The organism is Brevundimonas sp. GW821-FHT12C05, assembly GCF_058807475.1.
Map to the genome: position 1 here is coordinate 883,973 of NZ_JBXAQS010000001.1, position 16,163 is coordinate 900,135.

The 16,163-nt window shown below is 69.9% G+C and carries 15 protein-coding genes; 9 read left to right on the top strand and 6 right to left on the bottom strand.

The annotated features are described in order from the left end of the window. Positions 1–19: 19 nt before the first annotated feature. From AC1RRF_RS04220 to AC1RRF_RS04250, 7 genes are all read left to right on the top strand, one after another. Positions 20–742 carry a TVP38/TMEM64 family protein gene (locus AC1RRF_RS04220; RefSeq protein ID WP_492833103.1) on the top strand — a complete coding sequence of 241 codons (723 nt, stop codon included), beginning with the start codon at positions 20–22 and terminating at the stop codon, positions 740–742. Positions 743–1,007: 265 nt separating this feature from the next. Continuing rightward, a complete protein-coding gene (locus AC1RRF_RS04225) occupies positions 1,008–2,048 on the top strand; it encodes a rod shape-determining protein (protein WP_291841037.1) in 1,041 nt (346 codons plus the stop codon). 138 nt (positions 2,049–2,186) lie between these two features. Continuing rightward, positions 2,187–3,308, top strand: a complete 1,122-nt coding sequence (mreC, locus tag AC1RRF_RS04230) for a rod shape-determining protein MreC (protein WP_492833105.1) — start codon at positions 2,187–2,189, stop codon at positions 3,306–3,308. After that, on the top strand, positions 3,305–3,823 hold the full coding sequence (locus AC1RRF_RS04235) for a hypothetical protein (RefSeq protein WP_492833107.1): 519 nt from the start codon (positions 3,305–3,307) through the stop codon (positions 3,821–3,823). The genes mreC and AC1RRF_RS04235 overlap by 4 nt, the downstream gene beginning before the upstream one ends. Continuing rightward, on the top strand, positions 3,820–5,859 hold the full coding sequence (gene mrdA / locus AC1RRF_RS04240; protein ID WP_492833109.1) for a penicillin-binding protein 2: 2,040 nt from the start codon (positions 3,820–3,822) through the stop codon (positions 5,857–5,859). The genes AC1RRF_RS04235 and mrdA overlap by 4 nt, the downstream gene beginning before the upstream one ends. Continuing rightward, positions 5,856–7,013 carry a rod shape-determining protein RodA gene (gene rodA, locus AC1RRF_RS04245; RefSeq protein ID WP_492833111.1) on the top strand — a complete coding sequence of 386 codons (1,158 nt, stop codon included), beginning with the start codon at positions 5,856–5,858 and terminating at the stop codon, positions 7,011–7,013. Before mrdA ends, rodA begins: the two co-directional genes overlap by 4 nt. Positions 7,014–7,039: 26 nt before the next feature. After that, a complete protein-coding gene (locus AC1RRF_RS04250) occupies positions 7,040–7,531 on the top strand; it encodes a DUF6173 family protein (RefSeq protein WP_492833112.1) in 492 nt (163 codons plus the stop codon). Positions 7,532–7,598: 67 nt separating this feature from the next. Here AC1RRF_RS04250 and pip read toward each other — a convergent pair whose 3' ends face one another. Beyond that, complete coding sequence (gene pip / locus AC1RRF_RS04255; protein WP_492313426.1) at positions 7,599–8,573, bottom strand: prolyl aminopeptidase; 975 nt, start codon at positions 8,571–8,573, stop codon at positions 7,599–7,601. A 30-nt stretch (positions 8,574–8,603) separates the two neighbouring features. Further along, positions 8,604–8,975 (bottom strand): DUF423 domain-containing protein, encoded by a 372-nt coding sequence (locus AC1RRF_RS04260; protein ID WP_492833115.1) that lies wholly within the window; start codon positions 8,973–8,975, stop codon positions 8,604–8,606. 48 nt (positions 8,976–9,023) lie between these two features. On the opposite strand from AC1RRF_RS04260, the gene AC1RRF_RS04265 reads away from it, so the two are divergent. Next, complete coding sequence (locus AC1RRF_RS04265; protein ID WP_492833117.1) at positions 9,024–10,178, top strand: MFS transporter; 1,155 nt, start codon at positions 9,024–9,026, stop codon at positions 10,176–10,178. A gap of 9 nt (positions 10,179–10,187) precedes the next feature. Here the strand turns inward: AC1RRF_RS04265 and AC1RRF_RS04270 are convergent, their stop codons facing one another. From AC1RRF_RS04270 to AC1RRF_RS04280, 3 genes are all read right to left on the bottom strand, one after another. Further along, positions 10,188–10,784 carry a C15 family peptidase gene (locus AC1RRF_RS04270; RefSeq protein WP_492833119.1) on the bottom strand — a complete coding sequence of 199 codons (597 nt, stop codon included), beginning with the start codon at positions 10,782–10,784 and terminating at the stop codon, positions 10,188–10,190. Between the two features lie 133 nt (positions 10,785–10,917). Then, the gene (locus AC1RRF_RS04275) at positions 10,918–13,458 is read right to left on the bottom strand and encodes a tipN (protein ID WP_492833121.1); all 2,541 of its coding nucleotides are present in this window, start codon (positions 13,456–13,458) and stop codon (positions 10,918–10,920) included. Positions 13,459–13,571: 113 nt separating this feature from the next. Continuing rightward, entirely contained in the window at positions 13,572–13,763 is a 192-nt protein-coding gene (locus AC1RRF_RS04280; protein ID WP_492833123.1) for a hypothetical protein, read from the bottom strand. 191 nt (positions 13,764–13,954) lie between these two features. On the opposite strand from AC1RRF_RS04280, the gene AC1RRF_RS04285 reads away from it, so the two are divergent. Then, positions 13,955–15,403: a phospholipase D-like domain-containing protein gene (locus AC1RRF_RS04285; protein WP_492833125.1), complete on the top strand. Its 1,449-nt coding sequence runs from the start codon at positions 13,955–13,957 to the stop codon at positions 15,401–15,403. Here AC1RRF_RS04285 and AC1RRF_RS04290 read toward each other — a convergent pair. After that, positions 15,390–16,127 (bottom strand): endonuclease/exonuclease/phosphatase family protein, encoded by a 738-nt coding sequence (locus AC1RRF_RS04290; RefSeq protein ID WP_492833127.1) that lies wholly within the window; start codon positions 16,125–16,127, stop codon positions 15,390–15,392. The two genes, AC1RRF_RS04285 and AC1RRF_RS04290, sit on opposite strands and share 14 nt — an antisense overlap. Between the last annotated feature and the right edge of the window lie 36 nt (positions 16,128–16,163).

A 16,163-nucleotide genomic window follows, 5' to 3' on the forward strand; every position in this document is an offset into this window, starting at 1 on the left:
ATGAGCCGGAACCGCCCCCTTGCGCCGCATCCTCGACTTCATCCTGAACATGGAAGGCCGCCGCTGGCGGGCCCTGCTGGCGACCGCGCTTTTGCTGGCCGGGGTCACCGCCCTGTTCCTGATCGGCAAACACCAGCTGGAGCTGGGCGCGGAGGGACAACTCGAGGCGTGGATGAGCGGCTTCCGGACCGGCCCGTGGGGCGTGTTCGTCGCCATCTTCGTGTTCACCGTCGCCGCCTTTCTGGGGCTGCCGCAGTTCCTGCTGATCGCCGCGTGTGTCGTGGCGTTCGGGCCGTGGTTCGGCTTCCTCTACAGCTGGGTCGCCACCATCGTGTCGGCGGGCGCGACCTACTGGCTGGGGCGGGGGCCGACGGCGCGGGCGCTGGAGCGGTTCGGCGGCCGGACGGCCGACCGGCTGAAGCGGTTCGTCGGCGACAACGCCTTCTACGCCAGCTTCATGATCCGCAACGTGCCCTCGGCGCCCTTCATCGTGGTCAACATGGCCTTCGGGGCGACGCGGGCGAATTTCTGGGGCTTCCTGGCCGGATGCGCGCTTGGCGTCCTGCCCAAGACCGTGCTGGTGGCCTTCTTCGGCGGGGCGGTGGTGTCGGCGGTTTCGGGCGACGGCGTGTGGACCTCGCTGATCCTGGCCGGCGTCGCCGTGGTCTGGCTGGGCCTGATGCTGGCGGTGCGCGAGTTCGTGAAGCGGCGCGAGAAGGCGGCGGGCGTCGCCGACGACTGAGTCTTCGCCGGGCTTTTGGGCGGAGCGGGTCACGCCGCGTCAGTCTTGCCTGACACTATCGTGAACGGCCTGTCCCCCTTCCGGGACCATGCAGCGTTCACGGGGCTTGTATTCGCCTCCGCACACGGGCAAACGAGCCCTCGGTCGGTCCGGCGAAGACGATCAGGAGGCGGCGCGTATGGGGATATGCGAAGCCGGGGCGTCGCCGAAACGGATCAAGTCAGACGCACGCCCTTAAGGCCCGAACGAACGGTATCCCAGGCCCATGTTCTCCCACGTATTCGGCACGATTTCGAACGACATCGCCATCGATCTCGGCACCGCCAACACCCTGATTTACATGAAGGGCAAGGGCATCGTTCTGAACGAGCCATCGGTCGTCGCCCTGCGCAATGTCGGTGGACGGAAGATCGTGCACGCCGTGGGCATAGAGGCCAAGCAGATGCTGGGCCGCACCCCCGGTCACATGGAGGCGATCCGCCCCATGCGCGACGGGGTCATCGCCGACTTCGAAGTCGCCGAGGAAATGATCAAGCACTTCATCCGCAAGGTTCATAACCGCCGCGGTTTCGTGAATCCGAAGATCATCGTCTGCGTGCCCTCGGGCGCCACGGCGGTCGAGCGCCGCGCCATCAACGATTCCTGCCTGAACGCCGGCGCCCGCCGGGTCGGCCTGATCGACGAGCCGATGGCCGCCGCGATCGGCGCCGGCCTGCCGATCCACGAGCCGACCGGCTCGATGGTCGTCGACATCGGCGGCGGCACCACCGAGGTGGCCGTGCTGTCGCTGTCGGGCATCGTCTATTCGCGTTCGGTCCGCGTCGGCGGCGACAAGATGGACGAGGCGATCATCTCGTACATGCGCCGCAACCATAATCTGCTGATCGGCGAAACCACCGCCGAGCGCATCAAGAAGGACATCGGCACCGCCCGCATCCCGGCCGACGGCGAAGGCCTGTCGATCGACGTGAAGGGCCGCGACCTGATGCAGGGCGTGCCGCGCGAGGTCCGCATCTCGGAACGTCAGGCCGCCGAAGCCCTGGCCGAACCGGTCTCGCAGATCGTGGAGGCCGTGAAGGTCGCCCTGGAAGCCACCCCGCCGGAACTGGCCGCCGACATCGCCGACAAGGGCATCATGCTGACGGGCGGCGGCGCCCTGCTGCGTGGCCTGGACGCCGAAATCCGCGATCACACGGGCCTGCCGGTCTCGGTGGCCGACGATCCGCTGTCCTGCGTGGCTATCGGCTGCGGCCGGGTCCTGGAGCATCCCCGGTGGATGAAGGGCGTGCTCGACTCGGCCCTGTAAGGTCAAGTTCCAGAGAATGCCTCAAATCCCTGTCATCACAGGGATTACGCTGGTTCCCAACTGGCTCGGATTTTGCGATAGGCTCGGCAGATCGGCTGGGGGCGTCCCGCTGATTCCCTATTTTGAGGAAGGCGCGCCGTGGCGTTTCGCGACGGACCGTTCGAGAACATCAAGGTGCCGCTGGTCTGGACCGCAGCGGTGGCCGTGGTCGTCTGCCTTGTCGGCGCCATCCTGCTGCTGATCAGCGACGCCCGCGCCGACACCTCGCCCTACCAGCCGGCGCGCGCCGGAGTAGAGTCCGTGGCGGGTCCGGTCGGAGGCGTCTTCGCCACCCCGGTCCGCTGGTTCGGTTCGCTCAGCGACGGCGTGCGCGGCTATTTTTTCGCCGTCTCCGAGAACCGCCGCCTGAAGCGCGAGTTGGCCGAGCTGCAGCCGTGGCGCGACCAGGCCATCGCGCTGAAGAACGTCAACGCCCGTTATGAGGCCATGCTGGGCATCCGGCCCGAGCCCGATGTGCGGATGGTCACCGCCCGTTCGGTGCTGGACGCACGCGGCCCCTTCTCCAACGCCCGTCTGTTGGACACCGGCGCGTCCCAGGGCGTGAAGGTCGGCAACCCGGTCATCAACGAGCATGGTCTCATCGGCCGCATCGTCGGCGTCTCCGGCAACGTCAGCCGCATGGTGCTGCTCACCGATGTGGCCAGCCGCACGCCGGTTCTGGTCGACCGCACCGACGCCCGCGCGATCCTGACCGGCGACGGTTCGGGCAATCCGCGACTGGAGTTCGTGCGGGGCGTGGGGGCCGTGCAGGCCGGCGACCGCATCCTGTCCTCGGGCGACGGCGGCGGTTTCCCGCGCGGCGTGCCGATCGGCGTCGCCGCCAAGGGCATCGACGGGTCGTGGCGGGTCAAGCTGTTCAGTGATCGCGGGGCCATCGACTATGTGAAGATCCTGCTGTTCGAGGACTTCGGCCAGCTGGTGGGCTCCAATGACCTGAACGCCCCGCCGCTGGCGGCGCTGGATACCCTGCCGGAAGCGACCGGGGCCCAGTCCGCCGCCATCGATGACGCCGCCGCCCGCCGCAACGCCGCGGCCGCCGTCCAGGCCGAACGCATCCGCGCCGCCAACGCCGCGCCGCCGGTTCCGGCCCCGGCGCCCGCCGCCCCGCGGCCGCGAACCGTCCAGCCGCCCGGCCGCACTGCCGAACCGCAACCCGCCCAACCGGCTCCGCAAGAGACGCCTCAGGGAGGGACCGAATGAGACGCTCCGTCGCGGTCCGCGTCGTCGGGCCGATGCAGTGGATCGTCTATCCGGCCCTGATTACAGCCGCGGTCACCTTCGTCCTCGCCACCCCGGTCAAGCTTTTCGGTTTCAGCCTGCCCGAACCGATCATTCCCATGGTTCTGGCCTTCGCCTGGCCGCTGATCCGGCCGTCCGTCGTCGCGCCGCTGGTGTTGATGGTGCTGGGGCTGTTCCTGAACTTCATTCTCGGCGGGCCGCTCGGCCTGTGGTCGCTGTCGCTGCTCTCGATCTATGCCGTCATCCTGGGTGCGCGCAGTGTCCTGATCGGGCAGGACACCGCCGTCCTGTTCGTCTGGTATGCGGGCTGTTGCGGCCTGGCCTTCCTGCTGGCCTATCTCGCTATCACCCTGATCAGGGGCACGCCGCCCAGCATTCTGGCGCTTGTCGGCCAGATCGTGCCGACGCTGCTGTTGTTCCCGTTCGCCAACACCATGATCGAGCGGTTCGACGACGGCGACGTGAGGTTCCGATGAGCTCGGAACCCTCCATCATCTTCTCGGATCCGAATGAGCGTCAGGGCTCGTTCCTGCGCCGCACCTTCGTGCTGGGCGGCCTGACGACGCTGGGCGGCCTGGCCCTGACCGGCCGCCTGGCCCAGCTGCAGGTGTTCCAGGCGCACGAGTATTCGACCCTGGCCAGCCAGAACCAGTTCAACTTCCGCCTGGTGCCTCCGCCGCGCGGGCGGGTGCTGGACCGCAACGGCGTGGTCATCGCCGGCAATCGGCCCAGCTTCCGCGTGCTGGTCGTGCGCGACGAGACCAAGGACCTGGACCAGACGCTGGACCTGCTGGGCCGCCTGCTGCCCGACACCCTGGACCGCCGCCGCTCGATCATTCGCGACGTGAACGCCGCGCCGCGCTTCTCGCCGGTGCCGGTCAAGAGCGACCTGACCTGGGAGGAGTTCGCCCGGGTCAACCTGTACGCCAACGAACTGCCCGGCGTGATGGCCGACATGAACGAGGCGCGCTTCTACCCGTTCGGCGGGGCCTTCGCCCATGTCATCGGCTATGTGGCCAAGCCCAATGACCGCGACATCAAGGCGATCCAGGAGAGTGGGGAGGAGGTGCCCCAAATCCTCTACAACCCGGGCTTCCGCATCGGACGGCAGGGTCTGGAGAAGTCGCTCGACAGGGATTTGCGCGGCGTGGCCGGGGGCACCCGGGTCGAGGTCGATGCGCGCGGGCGGGTGGTGGCCGAGGACATCGGCGGCTCGCGTCCGGCGACGCCCGGCAAGGACGTCGTCCTGACGCTGGACGCCGACGTGCAGAACCGCGCGCTGGAGGTGTTCGGCGAGGAAAGCGGCAGCTGCGTCGTCATGGACGTACGCAACGGCGACATCCTGTGCATGACCTCGTCGCCGTCGTTCGATCCCAATCTGTTCGTGGGCGGGGTGCCGACGTCGATCTATCGCGCCCTGGCCGACTACGAGCGCAAGCCGCTGCTGGACAAGGCGATCAACGGCACCTTCCCGCCGGGCTCGACCTTCAAACCGACCACCGCGCTGGCGCTGCTGGCGGCCGGGGTCAACCCCGCCCAGCGGGTGGTGTGCACCGGCAGCTTCCGGAACGGCAACCGGACGCAGCGCTGCTGGGGCGTGCACGGGTCGCAGGACATGCACAACGCCATCAAGAACTCGTGCGACGTCTACTTCTATACCCTGTGCAATCGCGCGGGCGTGGACGGCATCCGCGACGCGGCGCTGAAGCTGGGCTTCGAGCACGAGTTCGACATCGGCGTCGGCAACCAGCGCAAGGGGTTGCTGCCGTCCACGGCGTGGAAGCGCAGGACCTTCCCCCGCGATCCGGTCTGGCATCCGGGCGAGACGACCTCGGTGGCGATCGGCCAGGGCGCGGTGCTGGTCAATGCGCTGCAGCTGGCCGTCTACACGTCGCGGCTCGCCAACGGACGCAAGGCCATCCAGCCCCGGCTGATCAAGTCGATCGGCGGCGAAGAGCGGCCGAGCGGCGCCGACGTGCCGGATCTGGACTTCCCGCGTGAGCACCTGGAGATCGTGCGCCAGGGCATGATCGCGGTGGCCAACGACACCTCGGGCACCGCCTATCGCCAGAGCCAGCTGGGCCTGGGCGACATCCAGATGGCGGGCAAGACCGGTACGGCGCAATCGCGCGACTACCGCCCCGGCCAGTCGCGCAAGTCGAACGTCTGGGCCGAGAAGGACCACAACCTGTTCATCGCCTTCGCGCCGATCGACGCGCCGCGCTACGCCGTGGCTGTGATCATCGAGCACGGCGGTCGCGGCGGGGGCACCGCCGGCGCGCCGCGCGCCCGTGAGGTGATGCGCACGGCGCTGCTGAAGGACCCGGAGATGCGCGATCGCATCACCCGGCCGCTGCCGCCCGAGCCCACCGGTCCCCAGATCGACGAGGGCGATATCGGCGCCGCGCCGGAGCCTGACATCCCGGCGACGCCAGAACCGTCGGCTCCGCGTGCGGCGGCGCCGAGTGCGACCTCCGGTCCGCGCCCCTATATTCCGGACGCTCCGCAATGACCGCCTCGGCCCTGACCCGTCCCGGCGAGCGCGAGCGGCTGGTCGTCAAGATCGGCCAGATCGACTGGCGCTTCGTCGCCCTGCTGTGCGCCGTCTCCGGCATCGGCGCGATGATGCTGTATTCGGTCGCCGGCGGCTCGTGGGAGCCCTGGGCGGCCCGCCACCTGATCCGCTTCGGCGTCCTGCTGGTCGTGATGCTGGCCCTGTCGATGGTTCACCTGAAGTGGTGGTTCCGCCTGTCCTATCCGATCTACGGCGTCGCCCTGCTGATGCTGGCGGCGATCGAGGTGCCGGGCCTGGGCTACACCGCCATGGGCGCGACCCGCTGGCTGGACGTCGGCATCACCCGCATCCAGCCGTCCGAGATCATGAAGATCGGCCTCGTGCTGGCCCTTGCCCGCTGGTATCACGGCGCCTCCGCCAAGGAGGCCAGCTTCCACTGGAAGCTGATCGTTCCGGCCGCCATGATCGGCCTGCCGTTCCTGCTGGTGGCCCACCAGCCCGACCTGGGCTCGGCCATGCTGCTGGGCCTGACCGGCGCGGCGATCATGTTCATGGCCGGGCTGAGCTGGAAGATCATCGCGGGGGTCACCGTCCCCACCCTGGTCGCCGTGCCCTTCTATGTGATGTTCGGCATGCACGACTATCAGCGCCACCGCGTGCTGACCTTCCTCAATCCGGAAGGCGATCCGACGGGCACCGGCTATCACATCACCCAGTCCAAGATCGCGATGGGTTCGGGCGGCCTGCTGGGCAAGGGTTACGGGCTTGGCAGCCAGAGCCAGCTGGAGTTCCTGCCCGAGAAGCACACCGACTTCATCTTCGCGGCCCTGTCGGAGGAGTTCGGCTTCCTCGGCTCCTTCACCGTCATCGCCTGCTACATCGCCATCATCCTGATCGCCCTGCGCATCGCGTCGCTGTCGCACAGCCATTTCGGGCGTCTGGGCGCGGCGGGGGTGACGGCGACCTTCGCCCTGTACGTCCTGATCAACGGGGCCATGGTGATGGGGCTGGCGCCGGTCGTGGGCGTGCCCATGCCTCTGCTGTCCTACGGCGGCACCGTGATGCTGACGGTGATGATCGGCTTCGGCCTGGTGCTGGCCACCCGGGTGCACCGCTACGCCGAACTGCCGAAGGGCCACAGCCTGTTCTAGGGCGTTCGAAATCCCTAGGTTAGGGCATGGCCGACACCCCCGCTCCTGACGCTCCCGCTCCCGCTCCCGACGCCCCCGTCGTCGCCCCGCCCTCGATGTTCTCGGACTGCGGCGACAAGCCCTGTCCCGAGCCGGTCTTGCCCAGCGCCACGCCGGAGCAGGCCGCGGCCCTGACCGACGGCGTGCGGATGCGCGAGAACCCCGCCGAATGGGCCTTCGTGCGCCTGTCCAAGCTGATCGAGGACTATGAGAAGGGCCTCGACAAGGACGAGGAGGTGGCCGCGCGGGTCGTCGGCCTGCCCGGCGACGGCGTGATGCAGATCGAGGACGTCGGTTTCTGGGGGCCGGACTTCATCCTGTTCCTGGGGCGCAACAGCGAGGGCCGCCCGGTCCGCCTGATCCAGCACTACGCCCAGATCAACGTCCTGCTCGACGCCCGGCGCAAGCCGGAAGAGCGCGAGGCGCGCCGCATCGGCTTCCAGCTGTCGGAACTGGTGGAGAAGACGAACCCGAAGTGAGGGAGTAGGGCGTAGGAATTAGGCGGACGCGTTCTTCCCTAAGCCCTAATTCCTACTCCCTAATTCTTCAGAGCGAAGCGGCCCAGTCCGTGGCGCGCACCAGGCTGTCGATGATGCCCGGTTCGCTGGAGGCGTGGCCGGAGTCGCCGATGACGTCGAGCTTGGCCTCGGGCCAGGCGCGGTGCAGGGCCCAGGCGCTGGTCATCGGCGTCACCACGTCGAAGCGGCCCTGAGCGATCCAGCACGGAATGTGGCGGATGCGGTGAACGTTCTTCAGCAGCCAGCCTTCCTCCGGGAAGAAGCCGCCGTTGGTGAAGTACCAGTTCTCGATTCGGGCGAAGGCGACCGCGAAGTCGGGCTCGGCGAACTTGTCCGGGCGGGCGGCGGGGCCCTGCACGCTGACGGTGTCGCCCTCCCAGCTGGACCAGGCGATGGCGCAGCGTTCGCGCTCGGCCTGGTCGTCGCCGATCAGCCGCTTGTAGTAGGCGGCCATCAGGTCGTGGCGCTCGTTCTCGGGGATCGGAGCCAGGAAGCGCTCCCAGGCGTCCGGGAAGATCTGCGACGCGCCGTCCTGATAGAACCAGTGCAGCTCCGGCTTGGTCAGCAGGAAGATGCCGCGCAGCAGCAGGGCCGTGCAGCGCTCCGGATGGGTGATGGCGTAGGCCAGCGCCAGGGTCGAACCCCAGCTGCCGCCGAACACCGCCCATTTGTCGATGCCCAGCAGTTCGCGCAGGCGCTCGATGTCCTCGATCAGGGTCCAGGTGGTGTTGTCTTCCAGCGAGGCGTTCGGGCGGCTGTTGCCGCAGCCGCGCTGGTCGAACAGGACGATCCGGTACTTGGCCGGATCGAAATAGCGCCGCATGCCCGGATTGACCGCGCCGCCCGGGCCGCCGTGCAGCACGATGACCGGCAGGCCCTGCGGATTGCCGCATTCCTCGTACCAGACCTCATGCACGCTGTCGGTCTTCATATAGCCGGAGGCATAGGCCTCGATCTCGGGGAAGAGGTCACGGCGCGGGGTTTCGGGCAGGGGGAAGGCCATACTGTAATCCGGTCTTTCTGCTCGCCCGTATCAGGCGTTGGAGGGATTGATTCGCAATGCGGCAAGCATGAGCAAAAGCCAAGCCAGGATCATCAGCACTCCCCCTATCGGGGTAATCGCGCCGAGGGCCGGAAGGCTGAGCAGGCCCAGCAGGGCCAGGGACAGTGAGAAGATCAGCCCGCCGAAGGTCGCCAGCCAGCCGGCGAGGGTCACCAGCCCTGTCCGCGCCGGCCACAGGGCGCAGGCCAGGCCGAGCAGGGCGTGGGTCAGCTGGTACTGGGCGCCGGTGGTCAGCAGGGTCTTGATCTGCGGCCCGGCCCCATGCGCGGCGAAGGCTCCCAGAGCCACCGCCACCGCGCCGTTCACGGCCGCGAAGGCCGCCAGATTGCGATTCACCGTCATGCCTTGAGGCTAGCCGACAGAATCCGTCCCGTCTGCTATCTGCCTGACATGAATTCCGCCGCGCGCATGGGCCTGCAGTACGTGTTGCTCTTCGGCGCCAGTGGTGTGAGCCTGCCGTTCGCCAGCCTGTGGTTCCGGGCCCAGGGCCTGACCGGGGCGCAGATCGGCGTGCTGCTGGCGGCGCCGATGCTGGGCCGGGTGGCGACCGGGCCGCTGCTGGCGGTCTGGGCCGACGGCTTCCGCACCCGGCGCGCGCCGATCGCCCTGCTGGGGCTGGTCATGGCGCTTGGCTACGGCGGGGCGGGGCTGACCGAGGTGTTCGCGCTTCAGGCGCTGGGCTGGTTCGTCGGGGCCACGGCGGCGGCGGCCCTGATCCCGCTCAGCGACGTGCTGACCCTGCGGCTGGCGGCGCGCGACGGGTTCACCTTCGCCCTGCCGCGCGGCTGCGGCTCGGCCGCCTTCGTGGCGGTCAACATCGGCATGGGCGCGGCGCTTCTGAATGCGCCTGTCGATGTGATCGTGATCTGGATCACCGCCATGGGGTTGGGCATCGCCGCGATCGCCGCCCTGGTCCTGCCGAGCGAACCCGTCGGCGACGGCGCGCCGCTGCGCGGGCGCGAGCGGTTCCGGGGACTGGGCCGGCTGCTGGCCGACCCGGTGTTCATGACCGCCATCTTCGCCGTCGGGGCGGTGCAGGCGGCGCACGCCTTCCAGTACGGCTTCTCGGCCCTGCTGTGGAAGGCGCAGGGCATCAGCGCGGCCGTCACCGGCCAGCTGTGGGCCTTCGGCGTCGTGGTGGAGATCGCCTTGATGTGGCTGGTCGAACCGTGGCGGCGGCGCGCGGGCGTGGGCCCCTGGGCGCTGCTGGTCGTCGGCGCCGTCGCCGCCGTCCTGCGCTGGACCGCCATGGCCTTCGCCCCGCCGCTGTGGCTGCTGTGGCCGTTGCAGACGCTGCACGCCCTGACCTTCGCCGCCACCTTCCTGGCCGGGGTCCAGATCGTCGAGAAACTGGCTCCCCGCGACAGCCAGACGGCGGCGCAGACGCTCAGTTCCGTGCTGTCGGCCGGCGTCCTGATCGGCGTCGCCACAGCCGTGTCCGGGCCGCTGTACGACCGTTTCGGCGCGGGCGGCTATGCGGCGATGGCGGTGATGTCGGCGGTCGGCCTGCTGGCCGCCCTGCCGCTGCGCCGGCGCCTGGCCTGACGCTTCAGATCAAACCGCGCGCGAGCGGGGCAGGGGCGACAGATGCCGCGCCATGGCCTGGGCGGCGGTCTTCACGGCGCGTTGCACGGCGTCGTCGGATTCGTTCTCGGGGGCTCGCAACAGGCCCACCGCGGGGGTGTCGGACCCGTCCGGCAGGTTGGCGAGCACGCGGTAAAGCAGATAGCTGCCCGCGTCGTCCTCGGCTTCCGAGGTCGCGTCGGCGGCCAGGCCGGCATCTTTCAGTGCACGGACCATCTCAGCCACCGGGGCCGTCGCCCGGGCGACGCTGGGACCGACGCCGTCCGGACGCTGGGCGCCGTCCAGCGCCCGGTTCTCGGCCCGCATCTGCAGGCGGAAGCCCTCGTGGCCGCGGGTCCGTCCCACCAGCAGCAGGGCGCGGCAGCGGCGGTCGGTCAGATAGGCGGAAAGGGTGGCGGCCAGGGTCTCAGGATCGGCGGAGGGCACCGGAACCGTGCGTGCGCCCGAGGGGCTCCAGGGCTCTCCGGACAGGTCCTCGATCGGGTCCCAACCAGATTCTCCGGCGTCCCACGCGCAGATGACGATCCCGGGGCGGGTGTCCGTCAGCGTCTGATCGATGTCGGTCATGAACCCGGACTATTGCGTGACAATTACGTGACGAGGGCGAACGGTGTCGTTATCGCGACCCTGCCGTCAAGGCGAAAACACCCTTTCCAAGCTTGGCGGGAGGCAGATTCAACGGCCACGCGAACCCCGGAGATCAGGCCAGATCGCCGATGGCGGCGTCCAGCAGCATGAAGGCCCGTCCACCGTCCGAGGTCAGCCGTCCCAACACCGCGGGACCGTCGCCGTTCGCCGCATGGTTCGCCAGTTCTCGGCCGAAGGCGCGGACATAGGACTCGGCGTCGGCGCGCAGGTCCGGGTCCGTCAGCACACGGCGCGAGACGCTGCGCACGGCGGCCGGCGCGACCCGGCGCACGATCTGGCGGGCGCGGTCGGGATCCCGTTCGGCGACCGCCAGGGCGGCCTCCTCGACCCGCGAGCGGGGCAGGAGCGCGTTGGGATCGACCCCCATGCGGCGGATCGCGGCGACGACCCGTAGGCCGAGGGCTTCCAGGCCGGCTTCGCCGCCGCCCGTGGGCATGACGGGGGTGTCGAGATCCAGCGGGGCTTCGCCGGGGCCGTCATCGACCAGATCAGCCCAGTCCAGCGGGCTGGTGGGCGGGGTGGTCCCGGGCGTCGGTTCCAGTTTCAGGCGGCCGCGCAGGCCGAAGCCCTTGGCGTCGTCGGCCTTGGGCGCGGAGCGGGCCGACTCGGACGGCGGCGGGGCGCTCGCGGCGGCCTCGCGGCGGCGGGTGGTCGGCGTCTCGCCGGAGACGACCCCCATCAGGCGCACGGCCTCGGTCAGCATGTCGTAGTTGCGGCGCACCCGCTCCTGGAAGCCGGCGTCCAGGGCCTCGGTGTCCGCGGCGGCCTTCTGCGAGGCGGCGGACAGGGCGGCGAGGCCTTCCTCGACGGTGTTGCGCACCTCCTCGACCCGCTTGCGGGCTTCTTCGGGCAGGCGTCCGGCGCGGTCATCCAGGTCGCCGATGGCCTCGTCGATGCGGGCCAGGGCGGTGTCCATGCGTTCGACCGTGAGCTCCAGTTTCTCCAGGGCGCGGTCACCGGCCTGATCGACCAGGTTTCCGGTCTCGGACACGATGCGGCGGGCGGTGTCGACACGGGAGTCGGCGGCGGCGTCGGCTTTCTGGGCCGCTTCGAACAGGGCCTCGCCCAAGCGGTCGGCGCGCAGCTGGGCCTGATCGGCGGCCTCACTCGCGGCGATGCGAGAGTCCTCGGCGGTGGCCTGCAGGGCGGCCAGCGCCCGGCGGGTTTCCTCGACCAGGGCGTCGCGCGCCTCGGCGGCCAGGGCCTCGAAGCGGTCCAGGGCCACCTTGGTGGCGGCGTCGAAGCCGTCGGCCTCGCGCTGGGACATTTCCACCAGCGCCTTGAACTGGTCGGTGGCGGCCTCGACCAGATCCTTGACCGTCTCGGTCGTGCGGGTCGAGGTCTCGCCCAGCTCGCCGGCGGCGGTGCGGGCGGCGGACAGTTGTTCGCTGAGCTGGGCCCGCTGGCTCTCGACCTGGGCGGAGAAGTCCTCCTGATCGGTGCGCAGGGCGTAGGCGGCGGTGACCAGGGCGGCCCGCTGCTGGCCCAGGCCTTCCTCGACCGACTGAATCTGTTCGGCGACGCCGGAGCCGGCGTTCTCCAGCCGCAGGGTCTGGCGGGCCAGGTCGTCGGCGGCGACGCGGGCGGCGTCCTGGGCCTCGCCGGCGGCGGCGGCCAGGTCCGCGGCGCGAGCGGCCAGGGCGGCTTCGGCCTCGCGCAGCTGGGTCTGGGCCAGGTCGGAAGCGTCCACGACCATGCGCGACTGCCGCTCGACGGCTTCGAGGACGCCGGTCGCCTGTGTGTCCAGCCTGTCGCCGAGCGTCTGCATCTGGTCGCGTTCGCCGCCCAGTTGCTCGACCAGACGACGGGCGGTTCGCCCGGCCACCTCGGCCGCCTCGTTCAGGCGGGAGGTCTCCTGCGCCAGCGCTTCGCGCAGCAGGGCCATGTCGTTGCGCGCGCGCTCGGCGGCCAGCGAGGCCTGGTCGATGTCCATGCGCAGGCTCTGCAGCACCTCGCCGGTCTGCTGGGCGGCCAGCGCCGTCGGCGCGATCAGGGCCTCGGACAGGTCGCGGGCGCGCTTGGTCTCGGCGGCCAGCCCGGCGCCCTGACGGACGGCGTGGGCCAGCATGATCGCCAGCCCGGCCGGAGCCAGGGCGATCAGGGCGTAGACGGCGAGGCGCAGCGGCTCCAGGTCGACCGCGCCCGAGCCGATCTCGAAGGCGGCCCAGGCGGCGACGCCGCCGATCCACAGGGCCGCGGCGACGCCCGCGATCAGATAGGCGTGACGACCGGACGGCTGCGGGGTCTCGCGGCGGCGCAGGGCCGGGGGCGACACCGGGGCAGGCGGGGGATCATAGGCGGCGGGCGGCGCCTCGGCGCTTTCGGCCAGGGCGCGGATCTCGACAGGGGCGGGGTCGGCGATCGGCTCAGGCTCGGGAGCGGGCCGGGTCGCGGCTTCGGCGCGTTCGGCGGCCAGGCGTTGTTCCTCGGCCAGCCGGCGACGACGGCGCTCGGACATGGGGCGTTCGGCCGAGCGGCCGGCGGGCGCGGCGGCGTCCTCGGTCACGGCGGGCGTCTCGACGGCGGACTCGGTCGCGGGTTCCGACACGGGATCGGACAGATTAAGCGGCGGCCGTTGGCGGGGAGGCTTCATCAGGCGGTGATCTCGTCTCGAACGGCGTCGTGAAGACGCCCGCTGGGGGACAAGAGAACCCTAGCGACTCAAAGGCGCAGAGCAAAGGCGAGCCCGGACGATTCCGGCGCGCTTCAGCACTCGTGCTTGCGGTCGCCCGAGACGGTGATGACGGTGGAGGGGGTGTTGGAGCCGCCGCAGTCGCGGACGCGGTGGATTTCGCGTTCGGGCTTCTGCGGGGCGCTCAGGTCCAGGCCGAACTGCGACAGGGCCGCAGCGGCGAGCAAGGCGACGAAGCTGGCGATCATCTCGATCAGCGCTTGCATCGCCGATCCCCCTTGTCCGCATGACAGACGTCGTTATGCGCCGAAATCTCGCCTGAAACAATGCGCCGTGCATGAACAAAGCGTCACCATTGACCGGTCACGGTCCCGCATGGGAACGGAAAGGCGTGGCGCGCGTCTCCTGATGGGGGAGGCGCATGCCGCCGTCATGCGAATCGGTCAGGCGTAACGGCATGGAAGAGCACGACAGACTGTTTGCGCCCGGCCGGAACTGCTGGCGCGTGGAGACGGCGAACCGGTTCGCCGTCCTGATGGAGAACGCCGCCTATTTCGCCGCTCTGCGTTCGGCGCTGGACAAGGCGCAGCGGTCGGTCGTGGTGCTGGGCTGGCAGTTCGACCCGCGCACCCGGCTGCATCCGGACGTCGCCGACGCCGGTCCGGCGGACGAGATCGGCCATCTGTTGCGCCTGCTGGTGAAGTCGCGTCCGGAGCTGGACGTGCGACTGCTCATCTGGAAGTCGCCGCTTGTCATCGCCGCCTCGCAAGGGTTTTTCCCGCAACGGGCCCAGAGGTGGTTCCGCAAGCGGATGGTCGAATTCCGCCTGGATCCGCCGCCCGCGCCCGGCGCCTGCCATCACCAGAAGGTGGTGATCATCGACGATGCGGTGGCCTTCTGCGGCGGCGGGGACATCTCGGTCGACCGCTGGGATTCCTGTGAGCACCTGGACTATGACCCGCGCCGTTGCATGCCCTCCGGCCTGATCGCATCTCCCCGGCACGAGGTGATGTGCGTGGTCGACGGCCCGGCGGCGCGCGCCCTGGGCGACCTGGCCCGCGAGCGCTGGCGCCTGGCGACGGACGAACAGACCATTGTCGACGAGGCGCCCGGCGATCCCTGGCCGGACGGCGTGGCGCCCGATCTCACGGACACGCCCTTCGCCATCGCCCGTACCGAGCCCGGCTGGGGCCAGCGCACCGAGGTGCGCGAGAGCGAGGCCCTGCATCTGGACGCCATCCGTCGGGCGAAGAAACTGATCTATCTGGAGAACCAGTATTTCACCTCGCCCCTGATCGCCGCCGCCCTGGCCGAGCGTCTGGCGGAATGGGATGGACCCGAGGTGGTGCTGGTCTCCACCGGCGGCAGTCCCAGCTGGTTCGACCGGCTGACCATGGACACCGCCCGGTCCGAGGTGCTGTTCCGGCTCGAGCAGGCGGATCGCAACAACCGCTTCTTCGCCTTCGCCCCGCACACGAAGCATGGCGAGCGGATCATCGTGCACGCCAAGATGTCGATCTATGACGACGAGATCCTGCGCATCGGGTCGACGAACCTGAACAACCGGTCGCTGGGTTTCGATACCGAGTGCGACGTGGCCGTGGAGCCCGGTACGGCGGCGGGTCGCGACACCATCCGCGCCTTCCGGCATCGGACCCTGGGTCACTGGATCGGGGTCGAGGGCGAGGTCTTCGCCGCCGCCGAGGCGCTGGCGGAGTCGGTCGGGACGGCGGTGCAGCAGTTCGACAACGGCCGGATGCGCCTGCTCGGCGCCACGCCGCCGTCCAGCGTCGAACAGATCATCGCCGAGTTCCAGCTGGGCGATCCGACGTCGGTCCGCGACGCCTTCCGGCCTTGGCGGCGGCGGGCGACCTCGCACCGCCGGCAGGCGATTACGGCCGCCTGATCTCGAAGTCGACGATCAGCGGCAGGTGGTCCGAGGCCATCCGCGCCAGCGGCGAGAACGGCGCCTTGACCGCCGTGACCACGATTTCCGGACTGGTGAAGCAGTGGTCGATGCGGATGGCCGGGAAGCTGGACGGGAAGGTCTTCACCGACGGCTTCAGTCCCAGCGAGCGCTGGCAGTCGGCCAGCTTGCGCGTCAGGGTCTGGTAGGGGCGGGTGATCGAGGTGGCGTTGAAATCGCCGCTCAGCAGGGTCGGTCCGACGCAGTCGGGATGACCCAGCCATTGCTCGCCGACCAGGGCCGCCGCCTGCAGCCGCTGCTCGCGCGGGACCAGGCCCAGGTGGGTGTTGAAGACATTCAGGGTCACGCCGTCGATCTCGATGGCGGCCCACAGGGCGCCGCGCGGCTCCAGCCCGGGCACGCCGCGCACCGAGGGCAGGGGGCCTGAACGCACCAGTCGCTCGGGCAGGTGGGTCAGGATGGCGTCGCCGTACTGCTCGGCCTCGATCCGGATGGCCGGATGGAAGTGGTAGGTCATGGCCAGCTGGTCGGCGATCGACCGGGCCTGGTCGACGAAGCCGGTGCGGGCGCGGCCCACGTCCAGTTCCTGCAGGCAGACGATGTCCGGCTGATGCTCCGCGATGACGCCCGCGATGCGGCCGACATCCAGCTTGCGGTCCACACCGACGCAGCGGTGCACATTGTAGGTCATCAGGCGGGGCATGACGGTCCGGGCGGCTTCGCGGGCGAGCTAGGGCAT

Excerpts from the sequence above, each read along its gene's own strand:
- AC1RRF_RS04225 (WP_291841037.1), top strand. The coding sequence starts at position 1,008 with ATGTTCTCCCACGTATTCGGCACGATTTCGAACGACATCGCCATCGAT.
- AC1RRF_RS04235 (WP_492833107.1), top strand. The coding sequence starts at position 3,305 with ATGAGACGCTCCGTCGCGGTCCGCGTCGTCGGGCCGATGCAGTGGATC.
- mrdA (WP_492833109.1), top strand. The coding sequence starts at position 3,820 with ATGAGCTCGGAACCCTCCATCATCTTCTCGGATCCGAATGAGCGTCAG.
- rodA (WP_492833111.1), top strand. The coding sequence starts at position 5,856 with ATGACCGCCTCGGCCCTGACCCGTCCCGGCGAGCGCGAGCGGCTGGTC.
- AC1RRF_RS04250 (WP_492833112.1), top strand. The coding sequence starts at position 7,040 with ATGGCCGACACCCCCGCTCCTGACGCTCCCGCTCCCGCTCCCGACGCC.
- pip (WP_492313426.1), bottom strand. The coding sequence starts at position 8,573 with ATGGCCTTCCCCCTGCCCGAAACCCCGCGCCGTGACCTCTTCCCCGAG.
- AC1RRF_RS04260 (WP_492833115.1), bottom strand. The coding sequence starts at position 8,975 with ATGACGGTGAATCGCAATCTGGCGGCCTTCGCGGCCGTGAACGGCGCG.
- AC1RRF_RS04265 (WP_492833117.1), top strand. The coding sequence starts at position 9,024 with ATGAATTCCGCCGCGCGCATGGGCCTGCAGTACGTGTTGCTCTTCGGC.
- AC1RRF_RS04270 (WP_492833119.1), bottom strand. The coding sequence starts at position 10,784 with ATGACCGACATCGATCAGACGCTGACGGACACCCGCCCCGGGATCGTC.
- AC1RRF_RS04275 (WP_492833121.1), bottom strand. The coding sequence starts at position 13,458 with ATGAAGCCTCCCCGCCAACGGCCGCCGCTTAATCTGTCCGATCCCGTG.
- AC1RRF_RS04280 (WP_492833123.1), bottom strand. The coding sequence starts at position 13,763 with ATGCAAGCGCTGATCGAGATGATCGCCAGCTTCGTCGCCTTGCTCGCC.
- AC1RRF_RS04285 (WP_492833125.1), top strand. The coding sequence starts at position 13,955 with ATGGAAGAGCACGACAGACTGTTTGCGCCCGGCCGGAACTGCTGGCGC.
- AC1RRF_RS04290 (WP_492833127.1), bottom strand. The coding sequence starts at position 16,127 with ATGCCCCGCCTGATGACCTACAATGTGCACCGCTGCGTCGGTGTGGAC.